This is a genomic window from Streptomyces sp. NPDC048644, assembly GCF_043199105.1.
Taxonomy (GTDB): Bacteria; Actinomycetota; Actinomycetes; order Streptomycetales; family Streptomycetaceae; genus Streptomyces.
The window spans coordinates 306705-327220 of sequence record NZ_JBICVO010000003.1; the positions used below are offsets into that span (position 1 = coordinate 306705).

18 protein-coding genes and 1 tRNA gene are annotated in these 20516 nt (G+C 70.3%); 11 read left to right on the plus strand and 8 right to left on the minus strand.

From position 1 onward, the window contains the following. Positions 1-6 precede the first annotated feature (6 nt). A complete protein-coding gene (gene meaB / locus ACGFNI_RS08405; protein WP_393681797.1) occupies positions 7-1005 on the plus strand; it encodes a methylmalonyl Co-A mutase-associated GTPase MeaB in 999 nt (332 codons plus the stop codon). A gap of 33 nt (positions 1006-1038) precedes the next feature. On the opposite strand, the gene ACGFNI_RS08410 is transcribed toward meaB, so the two are convergent. Continuing rightward, positions 1039-1932 (minus strand): LysR family transcriptional regulator, encoded by an 894-nt coding sequence (locus ACGFNI_RS08410; RefSeq protein ID WP_393681799.1) that lies wholly within the window; start codon positions 1930-1932, stop codon positions 1039-1041. A gap of 5 nt (positions 1933-1937) precedes the next feature. Next, complete coding sequence (locus ACGFNI_RS08415; protein WP_393681800.1) at positions 1938-2447, minus strand: ATP-binding protein; 510 nt, start codon at positions 2445-2447, stop codon at positions 1938-1940. Positions 2448-2645: 198 nt separating this feature from the next. On the opposite strand from ACGFNI_RS08415, the gene ACGFNI_RS08420 reads away from it, so the two are divergent. Together ACGFNI_RS08420 and ACGFNI_RS08425 are read left to right on the plus strand one after the other, a co-directional pair. Beyond that, positions 2646-2888: a DUF397 domain-containing protein gene (locus ACGFNI_RS08420; protein WP_393681802.1), complete on the plus strand. Its 243-nt coding sequence runs from the start codon at positions 2646-2648 to the stop codon at positions 2886-2888. A 90-nt stretch (positions 2889-2978) separates the two neighbouring features. Then, positions 2979-3887, plus strand: coding sequence for a helix-turn-helix domain-containing protein (locus ACGFNI_RS08425; RefSeq protein WP_393681803.1), 909 nt, complete (start codon positions 2979-2981; stop codon positions 3885-3887). A gap of 78 nt (positions 3888-3965) precedes the next feature. On the opposite strand, the gene ACGFNI_RS08430 is transcribed toward ACGFNI_RS08425, so the two are convergent. Further along, positions 3966-4781 carry an SAM-dependent methyltransferase gene (locus tag ACGFNI_RS08430; protein ID WP_393681805.1) on the minus strand — a complete coding sequence of 272 codons (816 nt, stop codon included), beginning with the start codon at positions 4779-4781 and terminating at the stop codon, positions 3966-3968. 264 nt (positions 4782-5045) lie between these two features. Beyond that, the gene (locus tag ACGFNI_RS08435) at positions 5046-5507 is read right to left on the minus strand and encodes an SCP2 sterol-binding domain-containing protein (protein ID WP_393681807.1); all 462 of its coding nucleotides are present in this window, start codon (positions 5505-5507) and stop codon (positions 5046-5048) included. A gap of 248 nt (positions 5508-5755) precedes the next feature. On the opposite strand from ACGFNI_RS08435, the gene ACGFNI_RS08440 reads away from it, so the two are divergent. Then, positions 5756-6625 carry a class I SAM-dependent methyltransferase gene (locus tag ACGFNI_RS08440; protein ID WP_393681809.1) on the plus strand — a complete coding sequence of 290 codons (870 nt, stop codon included), beginning with the start codon at positions 5756-5758 and terminating at the stop codon, positions 6623-6625. Between the two features lie 47 nt (positions 6626-6672). Here ACGFNI_RS08440 and ACGFNI_RS08445 read toward each other — a convergent pair whose 3' ends face one another. Next, positions 6673-7134, minus strand: coding sequence for a DUF6314 family protein (locus ACGFNI_RS08445; RefSeq protein ID WP_393681811.1), 462 nt, complete (start codon positions 7132-7134; stop codon positions 6673-6675). Between the two features lie 222 nt (positions 7135-7356). Between ACGFNI_RS08445 and ACGFNI_RS08450 the strand changes: the two genes are divergently transcribed. Together ACGFNI_RS08450 and ACGFNI_RS08455 are read left to right on the plus strand one after the other, a co-directional pair. Beyond that, a complete protein-coding gene (locus tag ACGFNI_RS08450) occupies positions 7357-8826 on the plus strand; it encodes an aldehyde dehydrogenase family protein (RefSeq protein WP_393681813.1) in 1470 nt (489 codons plus the stop codon). After that, positions 8814-10373 carry an APC family permease gene (locus ACGFNI_RS08455; RefSeq protein ID WP_393682191.1) on the plus strand — a complete coding sequence of 520 codons (1560 nt, stop codon included), beginning with the start codon at positions 8814-8816 and terminating at the stop codon, positions 10371-10373. Before ACGFNI_RS08450 ends, ACGFNI_RS08455 begins: the two co-directional genes overlap by 13 nt. A 46-nt stretch (positions 10374-10419) precedes the next feature. Here the strand turns inward: ACGFNI_RS08455 and ACGFNI_RS08460 are convergent. Next, positions 10420-10504 (minus strand) — tRNA-Leu (locus tag ACGFNI_RS08460). A 104-nt stretch (positions 10505-10608) separates the two neighbouring features. Between ACGFNI_RS08460 and ACGFNI_RS08465 the strand changes: the two genes are divergently transcribed. The 5 genes from ACGFNI_RS08465 (at position 10609) to ACGFNI_RS08485 (ending at position 18994) form a co-directional block, all read left to right on the plus strand. Next, positions 10609-11937, plus strand: a complete 1329-nt coding sequence (locus tag ACGFNI_RS08465; protein ID WP_393681815.1) for a DUF2254 domain-containing protein — start codon at positions 10609-10611, stop codon at positions 11935-11937. A 465-nt stretch (positions 11938-12402) separates the two neighbouring features. Then, positions 12403-14085: a thiamine pyrophosphate-binding protein gene (locus tag ACGFNI_RS08470; RefSeq protein ID WP_393681817.1), complete on the plus strand. Its 1683-nt coding sequence runs from the start codon at positions 12403-12405 to the stop codon at positions 14083-14085. 17 nt (positions 14086-14102) lie between these two features. Next, positions 14103-15350 carry a formyl-CoA transferase gene (gene frc / locus ACGFNI_RS08475; protein WP_393681819.1) on the plus strand — a complete coding sequence of 416 codons (1248 nt, stop codon included), beginning with the start codon at positions 14103-14105 and terminating at the stop codon, positions 15348-15350. After that, positions 15350-17482, plus strand: a complete 2133-nt coding sequence (locus ACGFNI_RS08480; RefSeq protein ID WP_393681820.1) for an acetate--CoA ligase family protein — start codon at positions 15350-15352, stop codon at positions 17480-17482. Before frc ends, ACGFNI_RS08480 begins: the two co-directional genes overlap by 1 nt. Before the next feature lie 75 nt (positions 17483-17557). Further along, positions 17558-18994 (plus strand): OFA family MFS transporter, encoded by a 1437-nt coding sequence (locus tag ACGFNI_RS08485; RefSeq protein WP_393681822.1) that lies wholly within the window; start codon positions 17558-17560, stop codon positions 18992-18994. Between the two features lie 103 nt (positions 18995-19097). Here the strand turns inward: ACGFNI_RS08485 and ACGFNI_RS08490 are convergent, their stop codons facing one another. Both ACGFNI_RS08490 and ACGFNI_RS08495 read right to left on the minus strand, forming a co-directional pair. Further along, a complete protein-coding gene (locus ACGFNI_RS08490) occupies positions 19098-19463 on the minus strand; it encodes a chorismate mutase (protein ID WP_393681823.1) in 366 nt (121 codons plus the stop codon). A 152-nt stretch (positions 19464-19615) separates the two neighbouring features. Then, on the minus strand, positions 19616-20293 hold the full coding sequence (locus ACGFNI_RS08495; RefSeq protein WP_393681825.1) for a GntR family transcriptional regulator: 678 nt from the start codon (positions 20291-20293) through the stop codon (positions 19616-19618). Positions 20294-20516: the final 223 nt, after the last annotated feature.

Sequence of the window (20516 nt, forward strand, 5' to 3'; positions counted from 1 at the left end):
CGGCCGATGCCTGTGAGGATCGATGTCGAGCGGTACGCCGCGGGGGTCCGCGCGGGGTCAAGGGCGTGGATCGCGCGCGCCGTCACCCTCGTGGAGTCCACCCGCGCCGATCACCGCGCGGCGGCCCAGCGGCTGCTGGTCGAGCTGCTGCCGTTCTCGGGCGCGGCCCGGCGGGTGGGGATCAGCGGGGTGCCGGGGGTCGGCAAGTCGACCTTCATCGACGCGCTCGGCACGCGGCTGACCGGTGCCGGGCACCGCGTGGCCGTGCTGGCCGTCGACCCGTCGTCGAGCCGTACCGGCGGCTCCATCCTGGGTGACAAGACCCGGATGGAGCGGCTGGCGACCGACCCCGCCGCGTTCGTCCGCCCCTCCCCCACGTCCGGCACGCTGGGCGGCGTGGCACGGGCGACCCGGGAGTCCATCATCGTGATGGAGGCGGCGGGCTACGACGTCGTGCTGGTGGAGACGGTCGGCGTCGGCCAGTCCGAGACCACCGTCGCGAACATGGTCGACACGTTTGTGCTGCTGACCCTGGCCCGTACCGGCGATCAGCTCCAGGGCATCAAGAAGGGGGTGCTGGAGCTGGCGGACCTGGTGTCGGTCAACAAGGCGGACGGCCCGCACGAGCGGGACGCGCGCGCGGCGGCCCGTGAACTGTCCGGCGCGCTGCGCCTGTTGCAGCCGCCGGACGCGGCCTGGACGCCGCCGGTGCTGACCTGCAGCGCCCGCGAGGGCACCGGACTCGACACGCTCTGGGAGCGCGTCGAGCAGCACCGCACGCTGCTGGAGTCGACCGGCGCGCTGGCCGAGCGGCGCCGTGCGCAGCAGGTGGACTGGACGTGGACGATGGTCCGCGAACAGCTCATCGACCGGCTCCGGAACCACCCCGAGGTCCGCAAGCTGAGCCCGGGGATCGAGCAGGACGTCCGGGACGGCGCTCTCACGGCGACGCTGGCCGCCGAGCGGATCCTGGACGCGTTCGGACTGCCGGGCGCCGAAGGCTGAGCGGGGCGCCGCCCGGCGGGAGCGTGCGGCGCCTCACGCGGCGTCCGCTGCCGCCGCTTTGAAGTGGGCGACGGCGAGTTCCGCGAAGCGGGCGGCGGCCACCGAAAGATAGGTGTCCGCGCGGTGGACCAGGCTGAGGGTGCGCACGCAGTCGGGGGCGTCCAGCCGCACCAGGGACAGCGAGGTGTGGGCGACACCGGCCCGGGAGACCGCGGGCAGCAGGCCGACGCCGAGCCCCGCGGCCACCAGAGGGTGGGTGGCACCGGGTTCGTCGCCCTCGCAGGCGATCAGCGGCCGGCAGCCGATCCCGGCGAACAGCCGGTCGAGCAGGGCACGTTGCCAGTGTCCCTGCCGGGTGATGAGGAATGGTTCGTCGACCAGTTCGTCGACCGTGACCCGCTCCCTGGCGGCCAGCGGATGTCCGTCGGGCACCGCGAGCAGCACCTCCTCACGCAGCAGTTCCACCGCGCCGAAGCCGGGTCCGTACAGCGGCTGCGAGGCGACGCAGAAGTCGACCTCGCGGGCCCTGAGCTGTTCGGACATGACGTCGGCGGTGGACTGGTGGAGGCGGACGGTGACCTCCGGGTGCGCGGCGCGGAAGCCGGCCAGCAGGTCGGTGAGCGGCAGCAGCGTCTCGGCGGCGAGGCTCACGCTGCCCCGGCCAGGACCCGCCGCGTCGGCCAGCTCCCGCCGTCCGTCGTCGAGTTCGCCCAGCGCGCGGTCGACGCGCCGCAGAAAGGCGGCGCCATGGCGGTTGAGGCGGATGGTGCGGCCCTGGCGGTCGAAGAGCGGCACCCCCAGCTCGGCTTCCAGCCTGGCGATGGTGCGGCTCACCGAGGGCTGCGCCACCCGCAGTTCCTCGGCGGCCCGGCTGATGTGCTCGCGGCGGGCCACGGTCTGGAAGTAGCGCAGCGCCAACAGGTCCACGGCCGTCAGCCGCGGGAGGAGAGGGCGGCCCAGACCGTCTTGCCGGAGTGGTCGGGCGGCGTCCACCCCCAGGCGTCGCTGAGCTGGTCGACGATCTGGAGGCCACGGCCCGACTCGGCCAGCGGGTCGGGGGTGCCCATCACGGGGGCCGCGACGCCGCCGTCCGACACCGCGCACAGCACGCCGCCGTGCTGCCGGGTCAGGGCCAGCCAGGCCGGATGGACCGGGCCCTGCTGCGCTGTGCCGCCGGTGCCTGCGGCGACCTTCCTGATGCCGTACCGCAGTGCGTTGCTGACGAGTTCGGAGACGATCAGGGCCGCGTCGTCGGCGACCGTGGCGCACATCCGCCAGCTCTGAAGCGTCGCCCGGGTGAACCGCCGGGCGTCCGCGACGGTACGGCCCGAGACGCTGAGCGCGCAGGCGGCGAAGGAATCCGGGCCGGGCACCCACCAGGGGTCGTCACACGGCTCCTCCCACAGGCTGGCGTGCACGGTCTCTGCCGGATGTGTCGTCATCACGATCTCCGCGAAGGGGCTCTTTCTGGGGCTGGGCCGATGTGCCCAGGACAGCTAATATCCTCGTCAGCCGTCCCTCGCTGCAAGTGCATCTGCAAGTACATCGGTAAGGACGGCCGCACATGGGCTTGTTCACGCCAACGTGATCGCAGGCCGGAAAACGGTCGGAGGCGGAGCCTCCAGCAAGGAGGAGCAGTGATGGAGACGGTGCCCAACGGCATATCGGCGACCCGTATCGAGCACGCGAACTGGCGCAAGAGCCGTCGAAGCAACCCCAGCGGCAACTGCGTTGAGCTGGCAGTTCTTGCCGACGGCGGGGTGGCGGTGCGCAACTCACGGCATGTGACGGGCCCCGCGCTCGTCTACACCCGCGAGGAGATGGCGGCCTTCGTCCAAGGCGCCAAGGACGGCGATTTCGACGACTTGATCGGCCGTGACTGACGCATATGTCGGCTGGATAGTCGATCCGCTGTACGTATCCATCCGGCGGTGGGACACTGGGCGTTCGCCCGACCACCCTGGGGAGTCTGCATGATCGCCGCGCAGCCGAGTCGCGAGCCCTCTCTGCGCCACTATCTGGAGCACCCGCGTGGCGGACCGACGGTTCTGCGCATCGTCCTGGGTACCCAGCTGCGCAGGCTGCGGGAGGCCGCCCACATCACCCGCGAGGCGGCGGGCGACGCGATCCGCGGCTCGCACGCCAAGATCAGCCGCCTCGAACTGGGCCGGGTGAGCTGCAAGGAACGCGACGTCGCCGATCTCCTGACGCTCTACAACGTCACGGACGAAGCGGACCGCGCCGATTTCCTCGCGCTCGCCCGCCGCACCAGCACGCCGGGCTGGTGGCACCAGTACGGCGACGTACTGCCCGGCTGGTTCGAGACCCACATCGGCCTCGAAGAGGCGGCGTCGGTCATCCGCACCTACGAAGTGCAGTTCGTGCCCGGCCTGTTGCAGACCGCGGACTACGCCCGTGCGGTGACCAAGCTCGGGCATCCGCGGGCGTCGGCCGATGAGATCGAGCGCCGGGTGGCGCTGCGGATGCAGCGTCAGCAGCTGCTCAGCGTTCCGCACGCGCCGCGGCTGTGGGCCGTGATAGACGAGGCTTCCCTGCGGCGCCCGCTGGGCGACCAGAAGGTGATGGACGAGCAGTTGCGGCATCTCCTGACGATGTCGAAGCTGCCCAACGTCACCTTGCAGATCGCCCCGTTCAGCCTCGGCGGGCTGGCCGCCGCCGGTGGGCCGATCACCATCCTGCGGTTCCTGGAGCCGGACCTGCCGGACATCGTCTACCTGGAGCAGCTGACCAGCGCGCTCTATCTGGACAAGCGCGACGACGTCGACCACTACCTCGCCGTCATGGACCGGCTGAGCGCCCAGGCCGAGTCGCCGCGCAATTCGCTGGCGATACTGGAAAGGCTGCTCAAACAGGAGAGTTGAGCCACCGGACAGCGCATGCACGGAGGGGCGGGGCCTGCCGGGCCCCGCCCCTCCGTGCGTATCCAGGACTGCGCGGCGCTAGTTGATGCGGACCACGCCGCCGTACTCGATCCACTCCATGGTGGCCTGCTTGGGGCCGATGTTCCCGTCCGGCTTCCAGGTGGAGACCTCGACGAGACCGGGCTCCAATATCTCGAATCCGTCGAGGTACGCGGCGAGTTCGTGCTCCCTGCGCACCCGGCCCCACTGGTCCTGCGTGCTGACCCGCATGAACTCGGTGACGAAGTCGCGGGTCGCCTTGTCCTCACTGACCAGCTGGCACACCACCAGGAAACTGCCGGACGGCAGCTTGTCGGCGACCCGGCGCAGCAGGGCGCCGGGGTCGTCCTCGTCGGTGATGCAGTGCAGTACGGAGACGAACAGCGCGGCGACGGGCTGCTCCCGGTCGATGAGCCCGACGACCTCGGGGCTGGAGAAGATGCGGTCGGTATCGCGCATATCCGCCTGGATGACGGCGGTGTTCTCGTTCTCCTCCAGCAGCGCACGGCCGTGCGCCAGGACGATCGGGTCGTTGTCGACGTAGACGACGCGGGAATCCGGGTTCACGGCCTGGGCGACCTGATGGACGTTGTCCTGGGTGGGCAGACCTGAGCCGTGGTCGATGAACTGCCGGACGCCGTGTTCCTGGGCGAGCCAGCGCACCGCACGCTGGAGGAAGCGGCGGTTGTTGATGGCGAGCACCTGGGTGCTGGGGGCGACCTTGTCCAGTTCCCCGCACGCCTCGCGGTCGACCGCGTAGTTGTCCTTGCCGCCGAGGTAGTAGTCGTACATCCGCGCCACGCTCGGAATGCTGACATCGACGACGCCGGACAGCGGCTGTGATTCTTGGCTCATTGCATACGTTCCCGTCGCTTCGGCACCACCGGCACGGGCCTGCGGCCACAGCGGTGCGCCACCCGCGGCCGAGCCGGGCTCTGCCTCCCAACATACCCACGAAATGGCGGTCGTTGCAGGTCGGCGGCGGAGTCAATTGTGCGGCACACCGCGGTACCGCACGCGTGAAGGGCCGTCATGTCGCAATCGTCCCGACCCCGGGCGGCGCACCCGCCGCGTGGCCGCATCCGTACGGAGAACCGGGCCGGCCACCCGGCACCGCCGTCAGACCTTGGGGATGTCGAAGTAGCGGTTCAGGCCGGAGGCGAGGCCGAGGTCGCCGGTCGCCCTGACCTTGCGGGTGAGGAACATCGTCACCGGATTGCCGTTGCCGGAGACCAGCTTGAGGAACGCGGCGTCGCCCATCGCCAGCGTCAGCCGCGGCCGGTCCGCCGACCTGCCTTCCCGGACCGTGCAGCCGCCGTCGGCGATGATCGTCTCGTAGACCGCTTCGGACTCGCCGGTGATCTCCCAGCGGATCAGCGCACTGAGCGAGCCGGCGGCCTCCGGCCGGAACTGCCGGCCCATCCTCCCGAAGATCTCGCCGAGCACCCGGGCCCGCAGGTCGCCGGTGGCGATCTCGGTGATCTGCCGGGCGCTCAACCCCTTGACGATCCGGGCGAATTCGTCGGGAGTGACGCCGGCGAAGTCCAGTGCGGCCAGCCGGGCACGGACGCCATCGGTCACGAAAATCACCTTACTTTTCGGTAAAATTACTAATGCGTCAGATTATGCCTGCTGTGTCGGCCCGGCAAGGAAGAGCGGCCCGGCGCACGGAGCGGCGCGTCCCCCTGGCGCATCCCACGGCACCGGCCGCCGGCCACCCGCCCACAGCCACCGCCCGCGCCCGCACGGCTGGCCGGAACCGGCCACTCCGTTCCCTCCGCTGCCCCGGCACCCTGGTGGGTGTCGCGTCCGGCCGGTAGAAGGGACGGATGACCACAGAGATGAGTGAGCCGGCCGCCGGTGGCATACCGACCGTCGAGGAGATGGTGCGCGCCAATCAGGCCAACTGGGACGCGCGCACCCCCGTCCATGTGGCCAGCGCGTTCTACGGACTGGACGGAACCAAGACCGCGGATGACTGGTTCGCGCCCTTCGAATGGGACGACCTCGGCAGCCTCGAAGGCCGGGACGTCCTGCACCTCCAGTGCCACCTGGGCACCGAGACGGCGGCGTTCGCCGACCGCGGCGCCGCGCACACGGTGGGGCTCGACATCTCCGCAGCCGCGGTCGCCGAGGCCAGGCGGCTGGCCCGCGAGGGCGGCCGGGACATGGAGTTCGTCCGGTCCGACGTGCACCGGGCCGTGGAGGCGCTCGGCGACCGGCGGTTCGACGTGATCTACACCGGCAAGGGCGCACTCTGCTACCTCCCCGACCTCACCGCGTGGGCCTCGGTCGTCAGCGCGCTGCTGCGCCCGGGCGGCACGTTCTACCTCGTGGAGTTCCACCCGCTGCTCGACTCCTTCGGCCCGGCGCCCGACCCCGGCCGGCAGCAACTCCTGCTGCACCACGACTATTTGTCGGGCCGCGGGCCGCTCAGGAGCGATACACCCGGCACGTACACCGACGGGCCGCCGGTCGAGGGGGCCACGGTCAGCTACGAGTGGCGGCACGGCATCGGCGAGGTGGTGTCGGCGGTGGTCGCGGCGGGCCTTTCGGTGGAGGTGCTGCGCGAGACCGAGCTGCTGCCCTGGAAGCGCTTCGACACGATGGTGCCGTCCGACAACGGCTGGTGGCGCCTGCCGCCGTCGCAGCCGATCGTCCCGATGCTGTACGCGCTGCGCGCGGTGAAGAAGAGCTGAGCGCTAACAGGCCCGCCATGCGCCCACCGTGCACCGCTCCCCCGGTCTCACAGCCGACGGTACACCGACCGCAGCAGCTGCTCCTTGGCCGGGCCGCCGACCCGCCACTCCAGGTGCCATTCGTCCGGCCCGGCGACGGTGAAGGTGCCGTCGTAGCGGTCCGCCGCGCAGGGGTGGACGGTGTGCCACCGGCCGCGGCGCAGGTCCAGGTCGTGGAAGGGCCGGCCGTCGGCGAAGGACACCTCGGCGCCGCCGTCAGGACGCGGTCGCAGCCGCAGCGTGCGCGACGCAGGGTGCGCCGTCCCCGCCCAGGTCAGCTCGCCCTCCTCGACATGCAGCAGCACCTCACCCGCGTCGTCGGGCCGGAACTCCGCCGTGCCGCGGAAGCTGCCGGCGGCGCCGGACCGCACGTCGCGGACGGTGCGCTCGATGCTCCAGCGGCCGGTGAGATAGGCCGCGGTGTCGGGCACGGGGTGGCGGACGGGCGGCCGGCCTGGCTCGGGGGACATGCCCCCGATTCTCCCCCGGCGTCCGCCGCACAGGTACCGGGGCCCGCCCTGCGGCGGCGCGGGCCCCGGCGGCACGTACCGTGCGGACTCGCACCGCCGCCCCTACGCTCGGTATCGAGAGCGTCACCGGGGTGCGCTCCCCTGCCGCAGGCCGCGGTCGCACCCCGTCCCGTCGGCAGCGCCGCCGGCACCGCGTACGAGACCGAGACCGGAGGCACTCCCATGCCGGACCTGTTCATCGACGGTCGCTGGACCGCAGCGGCAGCCGGGCAGGTGCGCGAGATCCGCTGCCCCGCGGACGGCACCTTGGTGGCGACCGTCGACGAAGGCGGGCCGAAGGACGCGGCGGCGGCGGTCGCCGCGGCGCGGGTCGCCTTCGACGACGGGCCCTGGCCCTGGACGCCGGCGGCCGAGCGCGGGCGGCTGCTGCTGCGGGTCGCCGATCTGCTGGAGCGCGACAAGGACGCGCTGGCCCGCGCCGAGTCGCTGGACACCGGCAAGCGGCTCGTCGAGAGCGGCTACGACATGGACGACATCGCCAACTGCTTCCGCTACTTCGGCAATCTCGGGGCGGCCGGCGGCACCGACCGCGTGGTGGACACCGGCGCCGCCGAGACCGACAGCACGGTGCGGCACGAGCCGGTCGGCGTCTGCTCGCTGATCACGCCGTGGAACTACCCGCTGCTCCAGACCGCCTGGAAGGTGGCGCCCGCCCTCGCGGCAGGCAACACCTTCGTGCTGAAGCCCAGCGAGCTGACCCCGCACACCGCGATCCACCTGATGCGGCTGCTGGCCGAGGCGGGGCTCCCTGACGGCGCCGCCAACCTGGTGCTCGGCACCGGCCCGTTGGTGGGCGCGCCGCTCACCGAAGACCCGCGGGTGGACATGGTGTCGTTCACCGGTGGGCTGCTCACCGGGCGGCGCATCATGGCCGCCGCCGCGCCCACCGTGAAGAAGATCGCCCTCGAACTGGGCGGCAAGAACCCCAACGTCGTTTTCGCGGACGCCGAGTTCGACACCGCGGTGGACTACGCGCTGATGGCGATCTTCCTGCACTCCGGGCAGGTCTGCTCGGCGGGTGCCAGGCTGCTCGTCCAGGACGAACTGCACGACGCGTTCGTCGACGAGCTGGTGACCCGCGCCCGGCGCATCCGGCTCGGCGGTCCCTTCGACGACAACGCCCGCACCGGCCCGCTGATCTCAGCCGCGCACCGCGCCAAGGTCGAGGCGTATGTGGCGGCCGGTCTGGCCGAGGGTGCGGTACTCCTGTGCGGCGGGGCGGCGCCCGACGACCCGGCGCTGCGGGACGGCTTCTACTACCTGCCGACGGTGCTGGACGAGTGCACCCCTGACATGTCCGTGATCCGTGACGAGTCGTTCGGTCCTGTGCTGACCGTCGAGCGGTTCCGCGACGAGAACGAGGCGGTCCGGCTCGCCAACGACACCGTGTACGGCCTGACCGCAGCGGTGTGGACGCAGGACAGCGGGCGCGCCCACCGGGTCGCGGCCCGGATCCGCGCCGGAACGGTCTGGATCAACGACTTCCATCCGTACGTGCCGCAGGCCGAGTGGGGCGGCATGAAGCAGTCGGGTGTGGGGCGCGAGCTGGGGCCCGCGGGGCTCGCCGAGTACCAGGAGGCCAAGCACGTGTGGCGCAATACCGCGCCCCGGCCACAGAGGTGGTTCGAGTGAGCGAGGGGGGCCCGTCCCGGCCCGGCACCCGCGCGGACGGCAGCCACGACGACGATTCGCTCACCGAGTTCGGCTACAAGCCCGAACTCAAGCGCACCCTGGGCAACTTCCACACCTTCGCCGCCGGCATCAGCTACATCTCGATCCTCACCGGCACCTTCCAGCTGTTCTACTTCGGCGTGAACCACGGCGGCCCGGCGTACTGGTGGTCCTGGCCGATGGTCTTCCTCGGCCAGCTGATGGTGGCGCTGTGCTTCTGCGAGCTGGCCGCCCGCTATCCGGTGGCCGGATCGATCTACAACTGGGCCAAGCAGCTGGGCGGTCCGCACGTCGGCTGGCTCGGCGGGTGGATGATGCTCACCGCCACCATGGTCTCGCTGTCCGCCGTGGCTCTCGCCTATCAGGTGACGCTGCCGCAGATCTCGTCGTGGTTCCAGTTCATCGGCGACGGCACCGGCAGAACGGACACGGCGGCCAACGCCGTCCTGCTGGGCACCGTCCTCATCACCTTCACCACGCTGGTCAACGCCTTCGGCGTGAAGCTGATGGCGCGGATCAACTCCGCCGGTGTGGCCATCGAACTCATCGCGGCCATCGTGCTGATCATCCTCCTCGCCGCGCACATCACCCGCAGCCCCGTGGCGGTCACCGAGACCTTCGGCCTGGGCAGCGGCCAGAATTTCGGCTACTTCAGCGCGTTCCTGACGGCGTCCCTGGCCTCCGCGTACGTCATGTACGGCTTCGACACGGCGTCCTCGCTCGGTGAGGAATCCAAGGACCCGGGCCGCAACGCGCCCCGGGCGATCCTGCGGGCGCTGCTCGCGTCGTTCCTCATCGGCGGCCTGATCCTGCTGTTCGCGCTGCTGGCCGTACCGGACCTGCACTCCAAGCAACTGTCCGTGGACGGCCTGCAGTTCGTGGTGCTCTCGACGCTGGGCTCGACGGTGGGACAGGTCGTGCTGTGGTGCGTGGTCATCGCGATCACCGTGTGCGAACTGGCCGTGCACACCGCCGGCATCCGCCTCGCGTTCGCGATGGCCCGGGACAACAACCTGCCCGCCGCCTCCCTGCTCGCCAAGGTGAGCCCGCGCTTCCAGACCCCGGTGCTGCCCGCCGTGGTGATCGGTCTTGTGGCGGTCTGCATCCTGCTGATCAACGTCAACCAGCCGCAGATCTTCTCGGTGATCACCAGCATCGCGATCATCATGATCTACCTGGCGTACCTAATGGTGACGGTACCGATGCTGATCAAGCGCCTACGCGGCCAGTGGACACCGGCCGAGGGAAAATTCTCCCTCGGCAGATTCGGCCTCCCGGTCAACATCCTCGCCGTCCTGTGGGGCGCCGCAATGTCCCTCAACCTCGCCTGGCCCCGCGCCGCCGTCTACAACGCGACCGGCCCCCAGCACTGGTACCTGCGCTGGGGCGCCTTCCTCTTCATCGGCGTCGTGGCACTCGGCGGCTTCGCCTACTACTGGTTCGTCCAACGCAAACGCACCGGCGTCCTGGCGGGGCATGCGGCGGTGCCTACGTCGCCCGGGTCGTGAAACGAAAAATCCCCACGATCTTCGAGAGATCGTGGGGATTGCTCTGTGTCCGAGGGGGGACTTGAACCCCCACGCCCGATAAAGGGCACTAGCACCTCAAGCTAGCGCGTCTGCCATTCCGCCACCCGGACCGGGTGTGTCTTCGCGGGGCGTTCCCCGCGGCGACATGGACAACAATACCAAGGTTTCGGAGTGCCTTTCACCTGCGTATCCGTCCGACGCATAGCCTCACGTTATGGGCGATGAGGGACATATCCATCAAGAGTCGACGTCGCCGCGCAGGCCCCGGGCGCTGTCGCCGTTGCGGGAGCATCTGCGGGACACCTTCTGGTTCGCGCCCACGGCGGGGCTGGTGTGTGCGGTGCTGCTGTGGTGGGGGGCGTCGGCGCTCGATACCGAGATCATCGCGGTGTTGCAGCGGGAGCGGGAGTACGGCGCGGTCCGGGATCTGGTCGCGTTCGCGGATGACGCCAGGACGATCGTGACGACGGTCAGCTCGGCGATGATGACCTTCATCGGTGTGGTCTTCAGCATCTCGCTGGTCGCGGTGCAGATGGCGAGCGGGCAGCTCACGCCGCGGGTGGTGCGGATCTTCGTCAGGAGCCGGATCAGCAAGCTGACGCTCACCGTGTTCCTGGCGACGTTCCTGTTCTCGCTGCTGGTGCTGACCTCGTACGAGGGCGAGGCGAACGCACGGCAGGTCACCACGGTGCCGCTGGTGCAGAGCGTGCTGACCATGGCGCTTGTCGGCCTGAGTCTGCTGCTGTTCATCGCGTACGTGTCGTCGACGCTGCGGCTGATGCAGGTCGGCCCCGTCGTGGAACGGATCACGCGGGAGACGTTCCGGATGCTGGCGCGGCAGCCGGCGGGAGGCGGGGACGAGGGGCCGCCGGCCGCCGAGTCGGCGCGGGTCGCGCACCAGGGGCCGGCGGGGGTGCTGCTCGATGTGAACGTCGCGCGGCTGGTGCGGGCCGCGCGGCGGCAGGGGGTGGTGTTGCGGCTGATCCCCCGGGTCGGGGATTTCGTGATGCCGGGGACACCGGTGCTTGCGGTGCACGGCGGGACGGTGCCGCCGCGGCGGGCGCTGAGGTACACGGTGTCCGTCGGTGTGGAGCGCACCTTCCATCAGGATCTGGGGCTGGGGCTGCGGCAGTTGTCGGACATCGCGCTGCGGGCCCTGTCGCCGGCGGTGAACGATCCGACGACCGCCGTGCAGTGCCTGGACCGGATCGTGCAGATCCTGGCGGCGCTGGCGCACCGGCCGCTCGGGCAGGTGCGGCACCGGGACCGGAAGGGCGCGGTGCGGCTGGTGCAGAACGTTCCGGGCTGGACGGATCTGGTGGATCTGGGGCTCGCCGAGATCCGGGCCTGCTCGGCGCACTCGCCGCAGGTCACCCGGCGGCTGCTGGCGGGGATCGACGACCTGTTGCTGCTCGCGCCCGACGACCGCCGGGAGCCGCTGCGGCGGCAGCGTGCCCTCGTGGTCCAGGCGGTGGAGCGGACGGCGCCGACGGCGGCCGAGCGGCGGTTCGCGGAGCTTCCCGACCGGCAGGGCATCGGCTGACCCGGCTCCCGGGCGGGACGGCCGCCCCGGATGAGGAGGAGCGGGAAAAGGTTCCCGGCGACTGCCTCTCGGCCGCGCGGGAGCGGGCCGCCCGACGACTTTCGGCCGGGTCTCGGCCGCTTTTCGCTGTCCGTTCCGCCCTCGGCCGGGCCGATGGCGAGGTATCTGCCCCTGGCTCGCGGCGGCCCCGCCGGGTGCCGGGCCGCGCCGTGACGGCGGCCGGTGCGACGGGCCGGTGACGAGGCGGGCGCACTCCGCCGCCGAGGCCAACAGGCCCTGGAAGCGGCCGGGTTCCCGCGCCTGACACACCGTCGGCTTTCACAGATTTCTTGGCTCGATCGCTTCACACGGCTCTGGACATCGGGATGGGGATGCGGGATAACGGGATCCATACAGTATTCGTCGACTGTATGCAATCTGCTCGGGGCCGCCCGGCCGGTCCCCCATGAAGGGAAGCGATGCCCCATGCCCGAGGACGCCCAGGACCTCATCTCCGGCGGGCACTTGGTCGCCAAAGCACTCAAAGCCGAAGGTGTGGACGTCATCTACACCCTCTGCGGCGGCCACATCATCGACATCTACGACGGCTGCGTCGACGAGGGCATCGAGGTGGTGGACGTCCGCCATGAACAGGTCGCCGCCCATGCCGCCGACGGCTACGCCCGGATCACCGGCAAGCCCGGCTGCGCGGTGGTCACCGCGGGCCCCGGCACCACCGACGCGGTCACCGGCGTCGCCAACGCCTTCCGCGCCGAGTCCCCCATGCTGCTGATCGGCGGTCAGGGAGCGCACACCCAGCACAAGATGGGCTCGCTCCAGGACCTGCCGCACGTCGACATGATGGCGCCGATCACCAAGTTCTCCGCCACCGTGCCCGACACCGCCCGCGCGGCCGACATGGTCTCGATGGCCTTCCGCGAGTGCTACCACGGTGCGCCGGGGCCCTCGTTCCTGGAGATCCCCCGGGACGTGCTGGACGCGAAGGTGCCGCGGGAGGACGCCCGGATACCGCAGGCCGGACGCTACCGGGCCTCGACCCGCTCGGCAGGTGACCCGGAAGCCGTCCAGCAGCTCGCCGATCTGCTCGTGCGCGCGGAACGGCCGGCGATCCTGCTGGGCAGCCAGGTGTGGACGACCCGGGCGACGGACGCGGCCACGGAACTCGTAAGGACGCTGAACGTCCCCGCGTACATGAACGGCGCAGGCCGTGGCACGCTGCCGCCCGGCGATCCGCACCACTTCCAGCTCTCCCGCCGGTACGCCTTCTCGAACGCCGACCTCATCGTGATCGTCGGCACGCCCTTCGACTTCCGGATGGGGTACGGCAAGCGTCTTTCCCCCTCGGCCACCGTCGTCCAGATCGACCTGGACTACCGCACGGTCGGCAAGAACCGCGACGTCGACCTGGGGATCGTGGGCGACGCGAGTCTGGTGCTCGCCGCGGTGACGCAGGCCGCTTCCGGGCAGCTGCCCGGCGTTTCCACCCCGCGCAAGGAGTGGATCGAGGAGCTGCGGGCCGCCGAGCAGATGGCGATCGAGAAGCGGCTGCCGCAGCTGCGCTCGGACGCCGACCCGATCCACCCCTACCGCCTGGTCAGCGAGGTCAACGACTTCCTGACCGAGGACTCGATCTACATCGGTGACGGCGGCGACATCGTCACCTTCTCCGGGCAGGTCGTGCAGCCCAAGTCGCCGGGACACTGGATGGACCCGGGGCCGCTCGGCACCCTCGGCGTCGGCGTGCCGTTCGTCATGGCCGCCAAGCAGGCCAGGCCCGACAAGGAGGTCGTGGCGCTCTTCGGGGACGGGGCGTTCTCGCTCACCGGCTGGGACTTCGAGACGCTGGTCCGCTTCGACCTGCCGTTCGTCGGGATCGTCGGCAACAACTCCTCGATGAACCAGATCCGTTACGGCCAGAAGGCCAAGTACGGCGACGCGCGGGAGCGGATCGGCAACACCCTCGGGGACGTCCCCTACGACCAGTTCGCGCGGATGCTCGGCGGGTACGGCGAGGAGGTCCGTGACCCCGCGCAGATCCGCCCGGCGCTGGAGCGGGCCCGGCAGTCCGGCAAGCCCTCACTGATCAACGTCTGGGTGGATCCGGATGCGTACGCCCCCGGAACCATGAACCAGACCATGTACAAGTGACCCGGAAGGAGCGGGAGATGAGCAAGGCTCCGGAGGGGGACAAGGCCCTGAGCGGGGTTCGTGTCCTCGACATGACGCACGTGCAGTCAGGACCGTCGGCCACCCAGCTGCTGGCCTGGCTCGGTGCGGACGTCATCAAGCTGGAGGCGACCACCGGTGACATCACGCGCAAGCAGCTGCGCGACATCCCGGACGTCGACTCCCTCTACTTCACGATGCTCAACTGCAACAAGCGCAGCATCACCCTCAACACCAAGAGCGAGCGCGGCAAGGAGATCCTCACCGAGCTGATCCGGCGCAGCGACGTCCTGGTGGAGAACTTCGGCCCCGGTGCGGTGGACCGGATGGGGTTCTCCTGGGAGCGCATCCAGGAGATCAACCCGCGGATCGTCTACGCCTCCATCAAGGGCTTCGGCGAAGGCCCGTACACCAAGTTCAAGGCGTACGAGGTGGTGGCCCAGGCGATGGGCGGGTCGATGGCGACGACCGGCTTCGAGGAGGGGCCGCCGCTGGCCACCGGCGCGCAGATCGGCGACTCGGGGACCGGCGTGCACTGTGTGGCCGGCATCCTCGCGGCGCTCTACCAGCGGGAGCACACCGGGCGCGGCCAGCGGGTGAACGTCGCGATGCAGCACGCCGTGCTGAACCTGTGCCGGGTCAAGCTGCGTGACCAACAAAGGCTCGCGCACGGCCCGTTGGCGGAGTACCCGAACGACGACTTCGGGGACGAGGTGCCGCGCAGTGGCAACGCGAGCGGCGGCGGGCAGCCCGGCTGGGCGGTCCGCTGCGCACCGGGCGGCCCCAACGACTACGTCTATGTGATCGTGCAGCCGGTGGGCTGGCAGCCGCTGACCGCGCTGATCGGGCGTCCCGAGCTGGCCGCCGACCCGGAGTGGGCGACGCCTGAGGCCCGGCTGCCCAAGCTCTCCAAGATGTTCCAGCTGATCGAGGAGTGGAGCAGCACGCTGCCCAAGTGGGAGGTGCTGGAGCAGCTGAACGCGCACAACATACCGTGCGGCCCGATCCTCTCGACGAAGGAGATCGTCGAGGACGCCTCGCTGGCCGCCAACGAGATGGTGGTGCAGGTCGAGCATCCCGAGCGCGGCAGATTCACCACCGTCGGCTCGCCGCTGAAGCTGTCCGACTCGCCCGTCGACGTCGACCGTTCTCCGCTGCTCGGTGAGCACAACGAAGAGGTGTACGCCGGCGAGCTGGGGCTCGACGGCGAGGAACTGCGGCTGCTCAAGGCGAACGGAGTGATCTGATGGCTGATCGGAAAGAGGCCGTGCAGGCGGTGCTGGAAGCCGCGCGGGCCGAGGGCCGGGCGGCGCTGACCGCGCCGGAGGGCAAGCTGGTCGCGGACGCGTACGGCATTCCGACGCCGGCGGAGGGCCTGGCGGAGACCGCGGACGAGGCGGTGGCGCTGGCCGACCGGATCGGCTTCCCGGTGGCACTGAAGATCGTGTCGCCGGACATCCTGCACAAGACGGACGCGGGCGGGGTGCGCGTCGCACTGGCCTCGGCCGCGGAGGTACGGGGCGCGTTCTGCGCCATCGTGCAGAACGCCAAGGCGTACGACCCGCAGGCGCGGATCAGCGGGGTGCAGGTGCAGCAGATGGTGCCCGAGGGACAGGAGGTGATCGTCGGGGCGGTGACCGACCCGACGTTCGGCAAGATCGTGGCCTTCGGTCTCGGCGGGGTGCTGGTGGAGGTGCTCAAGGACGTCACCTTCCGGCTGGCGCCAGCGTCGGCGGACGACGCCGCGTCGATGCTGGACGGCATCCGGGCGGCCGAGGTGCTGCGCGGAGTGCGGGGCGCGCCGCCGGTGGACCGTGCGGCGCTGACCGACCTCATCGTGCGCACGTCCCAACTGGCCGCGGACTTCCCGGAGATCGCGGAGGTCGACCTCAATCCGGTGTTCGCCGCAGCCGACGGCGCGATGGCGGCCGACGTACGGATCCTGCTGGCGCAGGAGGCACCGGTGGCGCGGCGGCGCTACGGGAAGGAGGAGATCCTCACCGCGATGCGGCGGCTGATGCGTCCGCGGTCGGTGGCGGTCATCGGCGCCTCCAACGAGCCGGGGAAGATCGGCAATTCGGTGATGCGCAATCTCATCGACGGCGGGTTCGGCGGAGAGATCCATCCGGTGAACCCCAAGGCCGACGACATCCTCGGCCGCAAGGCGTACAAGTCGGTGGCGGATGTGCCGGGCGAGGTCGATGTGGCGGTGTTCGCGATTCCCGCGGCGTTCGTCCCCGCAGCCCTGGAGGAGGCCGGCCGCAAGGGCGTCCCGAACGCGGTGCTGATCCCGTCCGGCTTCGCCGAGACCGGCGAGCACGCGCTCCAGGAACGGATCGTGGCGATCGGCGAGGAGTACGGCATACGCCTGCTGGGGCCGAACATCTACGGCTACTACTCGACCTGGCACGACCTGTGCGCGACGTTCTGCACGCCGTACGACGTCAAGGGCGGGGTGGCGCTGACCTCGCAGTCCGGCGGGATCGGGATGGCCATCCTGGGCTTCGCCAGGACCACCAGGACCGGCGTATCGGCGATCGTGGGGCTCGGCAACAAATCCGACGTGGACGAGGACGACCTCCTCACGTACTTCGGCGAGGACGACCACACCACGTGCATCGCCATGCACCTGGAAGACCTCAAGGACGGCCGGGCGTTCGTCGAGGCGGCCCGCGAGACGGTGCGCAAGAAGCCGGTGGTGGTGCTGAAGGCGGGGCGCACGAGCGCGGGCGCGAAGGCGGCGGGTTCGCACACCGGCGCGCTGGCCGGGGACGACGCGGTGTACGACGACATCCTGCGGCAGGCGGGTGTCATCCGGGCACCGGGGCTGAACGACATGCTGGAGTACGCGCGGGCGCTGCCGGTACTGCCCACGCCGCAGGGCGACAACGTCGTGGTGATCACCGGCGCCGGGGGCTCCGGCGTGCTGCTGTCGGACGCGATCGTCGACAACGGGCTGCGGCTGATGGAGATACCCGACGATCTGGACGCCGCGTTCCGGCAGTTCATCCCGCCGTTCGGCGCGGCGGGCAACCCGGTGGACATCACCGGCGGCGAGCCGCCCTCGACGTACGAGGCGACGATCCGGCTGGGCATGGAGGATCCGCGGATCCATGCGCTGGTGCTCGGCTACTGGCACACCATCGTCACGCCGCCGATGGTCTTCGCGAAGCTGACGGCGCGGGTGGTCGAGGAGTTCCGGGCGCGCGGCATCGAGAAGCCGGTGGTGGCGTCGCTGGCCGGCGACACCGAGGTGGAGGAGGCCGCCGCGTATCTCTTCGAGCGCGGAGTGGTCGCGTATCCGTACACGACCGAGAAGCCGGTGGCGGCGCTCGGGGCGAAGTACCGCTGGGCACGGGCTGCGGGGCTGCTGACCTGACCCCGCTCTCCTGGAGCGCGAAAAAGGTTCGGACAGGGGGCGCTGACCGAGTTCTTTCGATTCCAAGGGGACCACATGAGCACAACGAACGACCGGAATGCGGCCGGCGGTGCCGCATTCCGGGAAGTCACGGACAGCAAAGGGCGCGTCTACCGGATCGGGGAAACCGACCGGGATCTGCTCGGGCATTCCCGCAAAATCATGGTGTACCTGCCGTGGATCGCGATGATCGCGATCAGCGTCTTCGAGTACGCCTACGGCTCAGCCGAGGACACCCTGTCGCACGCGCACGGCTGGTCGCAGAGCAACACCTTCTGGATCCTGAGCGTCTGGATCTTCTTCCAGGCGGGCATCGCCTTCCCGGCCGGCTGGCTGCGTGAGCGGGGCCTGCTCACCGCCCGCCAGGCCACCTACCTCGGGGCGGCGCTCTGCCTCATCGGCTTCGTCGCCCTCGCACACCTGGACAACGTCTTCCTGGCGATCTGCGGATTCGGCGTGGTCGGCGGTCTGGGTTCCGGTCTGGTCTATGCCACCTGCATCAACATGGTCGGCAAATGGTTCCCGGAACGGCGGGGCGCGAAGACCGGATTCGTCAACGGTGGATTCGCCTACGGCGCGCTGCCGTTCATCTTCATCTTCAACTACGCGTTCGACACCAGCAATTTCACCGAAGTGCTGGATCTGATCGGCGTATACGTACTGATCGTCGTGTCGATCTGCGCCTGGTTCTTCAAGGACCCGCCGAAGAACTGGTGGCCGGCCGACATCGACCCTTCCCCAAGCTCTCAGCACGATTCGAGCAGGGGAGACCCCAATCACTTCGCCGGCAACAAGAAGAGCGCGGCGAGCCTGGCGAAGAATCCTCCCGCGGCGAAGCAGTACACACCCAAGGAAGCCTTCCGCAGCGGCATGCTTCCGCTGATGTGGGTCACGGTCGTGATGACCGCGGGCGTCTCGATATTCGGGATCTCCTACCAGGTGGACTTCGCGAAGGAGGTCGGCTTCGGCCCGCTGGTAGCCGCCTCGTCGATGGGTGTGATGTCCGTCGTCAACGGCGTCGGACGCGGGGTGGTGGGCTGGCTCTCCGACCTGTGGGGCCGCAAGGCGACGCTGGTGTTCGTCATCGTCGTGCTGGGCCTCGCGCAGTTCGGCGTGATCTGGGCCGGCACCCTCCACAGCCAGTGGCTGTTCCTGGTCTTCGCCTTCCTCTCGGGGTTCGGCGGCGGCGCGTTCTACCCGCTGTTCGCGGCGCTGACCCCCGACTACTTCGGCGAGAACTACAACGCCAGCAACTACGGCCTGGTCTACAGCGGCAAGCTGATCAGCGGGCTGTTCGGCGGCGGCCTGGGGTCGATGGTGGTGCACGCCTGGGGCTACGACGGCGCCTACGCGCTGGCCGGCGGCATCTCCATGCTGGCGGCCGGCTGCGCGCTGCTGCTGCGACAGCCGGGCAAGCCGCGGGTGCGCAAGGTGCTGCCCAATCCGCGGCCGATCAGCCGTGAGCTGATCTGAGCCGGCCGGGCCGCGGCGGACAGCGGCCGGCAGGATGACGAAGGCGGACGGTGCCTCATCGGCGCCGCCCGCCTCGCCTGCTGTGCAGGACCTGCCGTACGCGTCAGCCTTCCGGGGTGCCGTTCTCCTCCAGCGTGCGGTCGGCAATCGCCCGGTGGTGCCGTACGACCTCGCTGATGATGAAGTTCAGGAACTTCTCGGCGAAGGCCGGGTCGAGCCTGGCGTCGGCCGCCAGGGTGCGCAGCCGCTCGATCTGGGCCGCCTCGCGGGCCGGGTCGGCGGGCGGCAGGCTGTGCCTGGCCTTCAACTCGCCTACCTGCTGGGTGCACTTGAAGCGCTCGGCGAGCAGATGCACCAGCGCGGCGTCGAGGTTGTCGATGCTACTGCGCAGGTGGAGCAGCCGTTCCCGGGCCGCCTCGTCGGCGACGCGGGCCGCGTCGCCGGCCGCCGCTGCTGTCCCTTCGCTCATGTACCTCTCGCCATTCGTCATCGGTGGTGCGTGAACGGGTGCACATTACCCGCCGATCGGGACGCCGCCGATGTGCGTCTCGGGAAGCGGACCGGACCGCCCGGAGCCGGGCGGCACGGAGCCGGACCGCCCGGAGCCAGGCAGCTCGGGTGTCAGGTCTGCGCGCGTTCGTGGTAGGTGCGGCGGGTGTGTTCGGTGTGCGTCCGCATGACGGCCGCGGCGCGGGCCGCGTCACGGTCGGCGATTGCCTCGATCAGCTCCCGGTGTTCGATCCAGGACTGCTTGCCGCGCTGTCTGGCCACCGGTGTGTAGTACCACCGCACCCGTCTCCCGACCTGCGCGGACAGTTCGGCGAGCACGGTGTTGCCGGCGAGTTCCATCACCTTGTCGTGGAAGGCGGCGTTGGCCGCGACCGCGCCGTCCACGTCGTCGTCGTGCACCGCGCGCTCGCCGGTGGCACACAGCGCCTCCAGCTCCGCGATGCCCGCGGACCCGCTGGCCGCCGCGGCAAGACCGGCCGCCTCGGCCTCAAGGAGCGTACGGACGGTCAGCAGCTGATCGGCCTCCTCCTCGGTCGGCTCGTGCACGAACGCGCCCTGCGCGGGCCGCAGATCGATCCAGCCGTCGGTGTTCAGCCGCTGCAACGCCTCGCGCACCGGCTGCCGGGATACGCCCAGGTGACCGGCGAGTTCGCTCTCGACCAGATGCTGCCCCGGGCGCAGCGCGCGGGTGGTGATCAGCTCCAGCAGCGCTTCGTAGACCCGTTCACGCAGCGGCCCCGGCCGTTCGAGCTTCGGGACGGCACCCTGCGGAAGTCCGGTGGACAGCATCGAGATCCCCCTCTGTGGACGTCTGCAGGAGCGTACGCACCTACAGGACCGCGGGCCGACGGCATCGGCCCGCGCGACGACGGAACGGCACAACACGGTGCGATGGGCTATCGCTCACGGCTCTCACGCGTGGGCTGTCGCAATTGGTTATCGTCTACAGTCTACCGACTCCCCCTCCCCCGCGCAGGACGACCACCGATCTGCCGCCCCTGCCCTCTCCCGC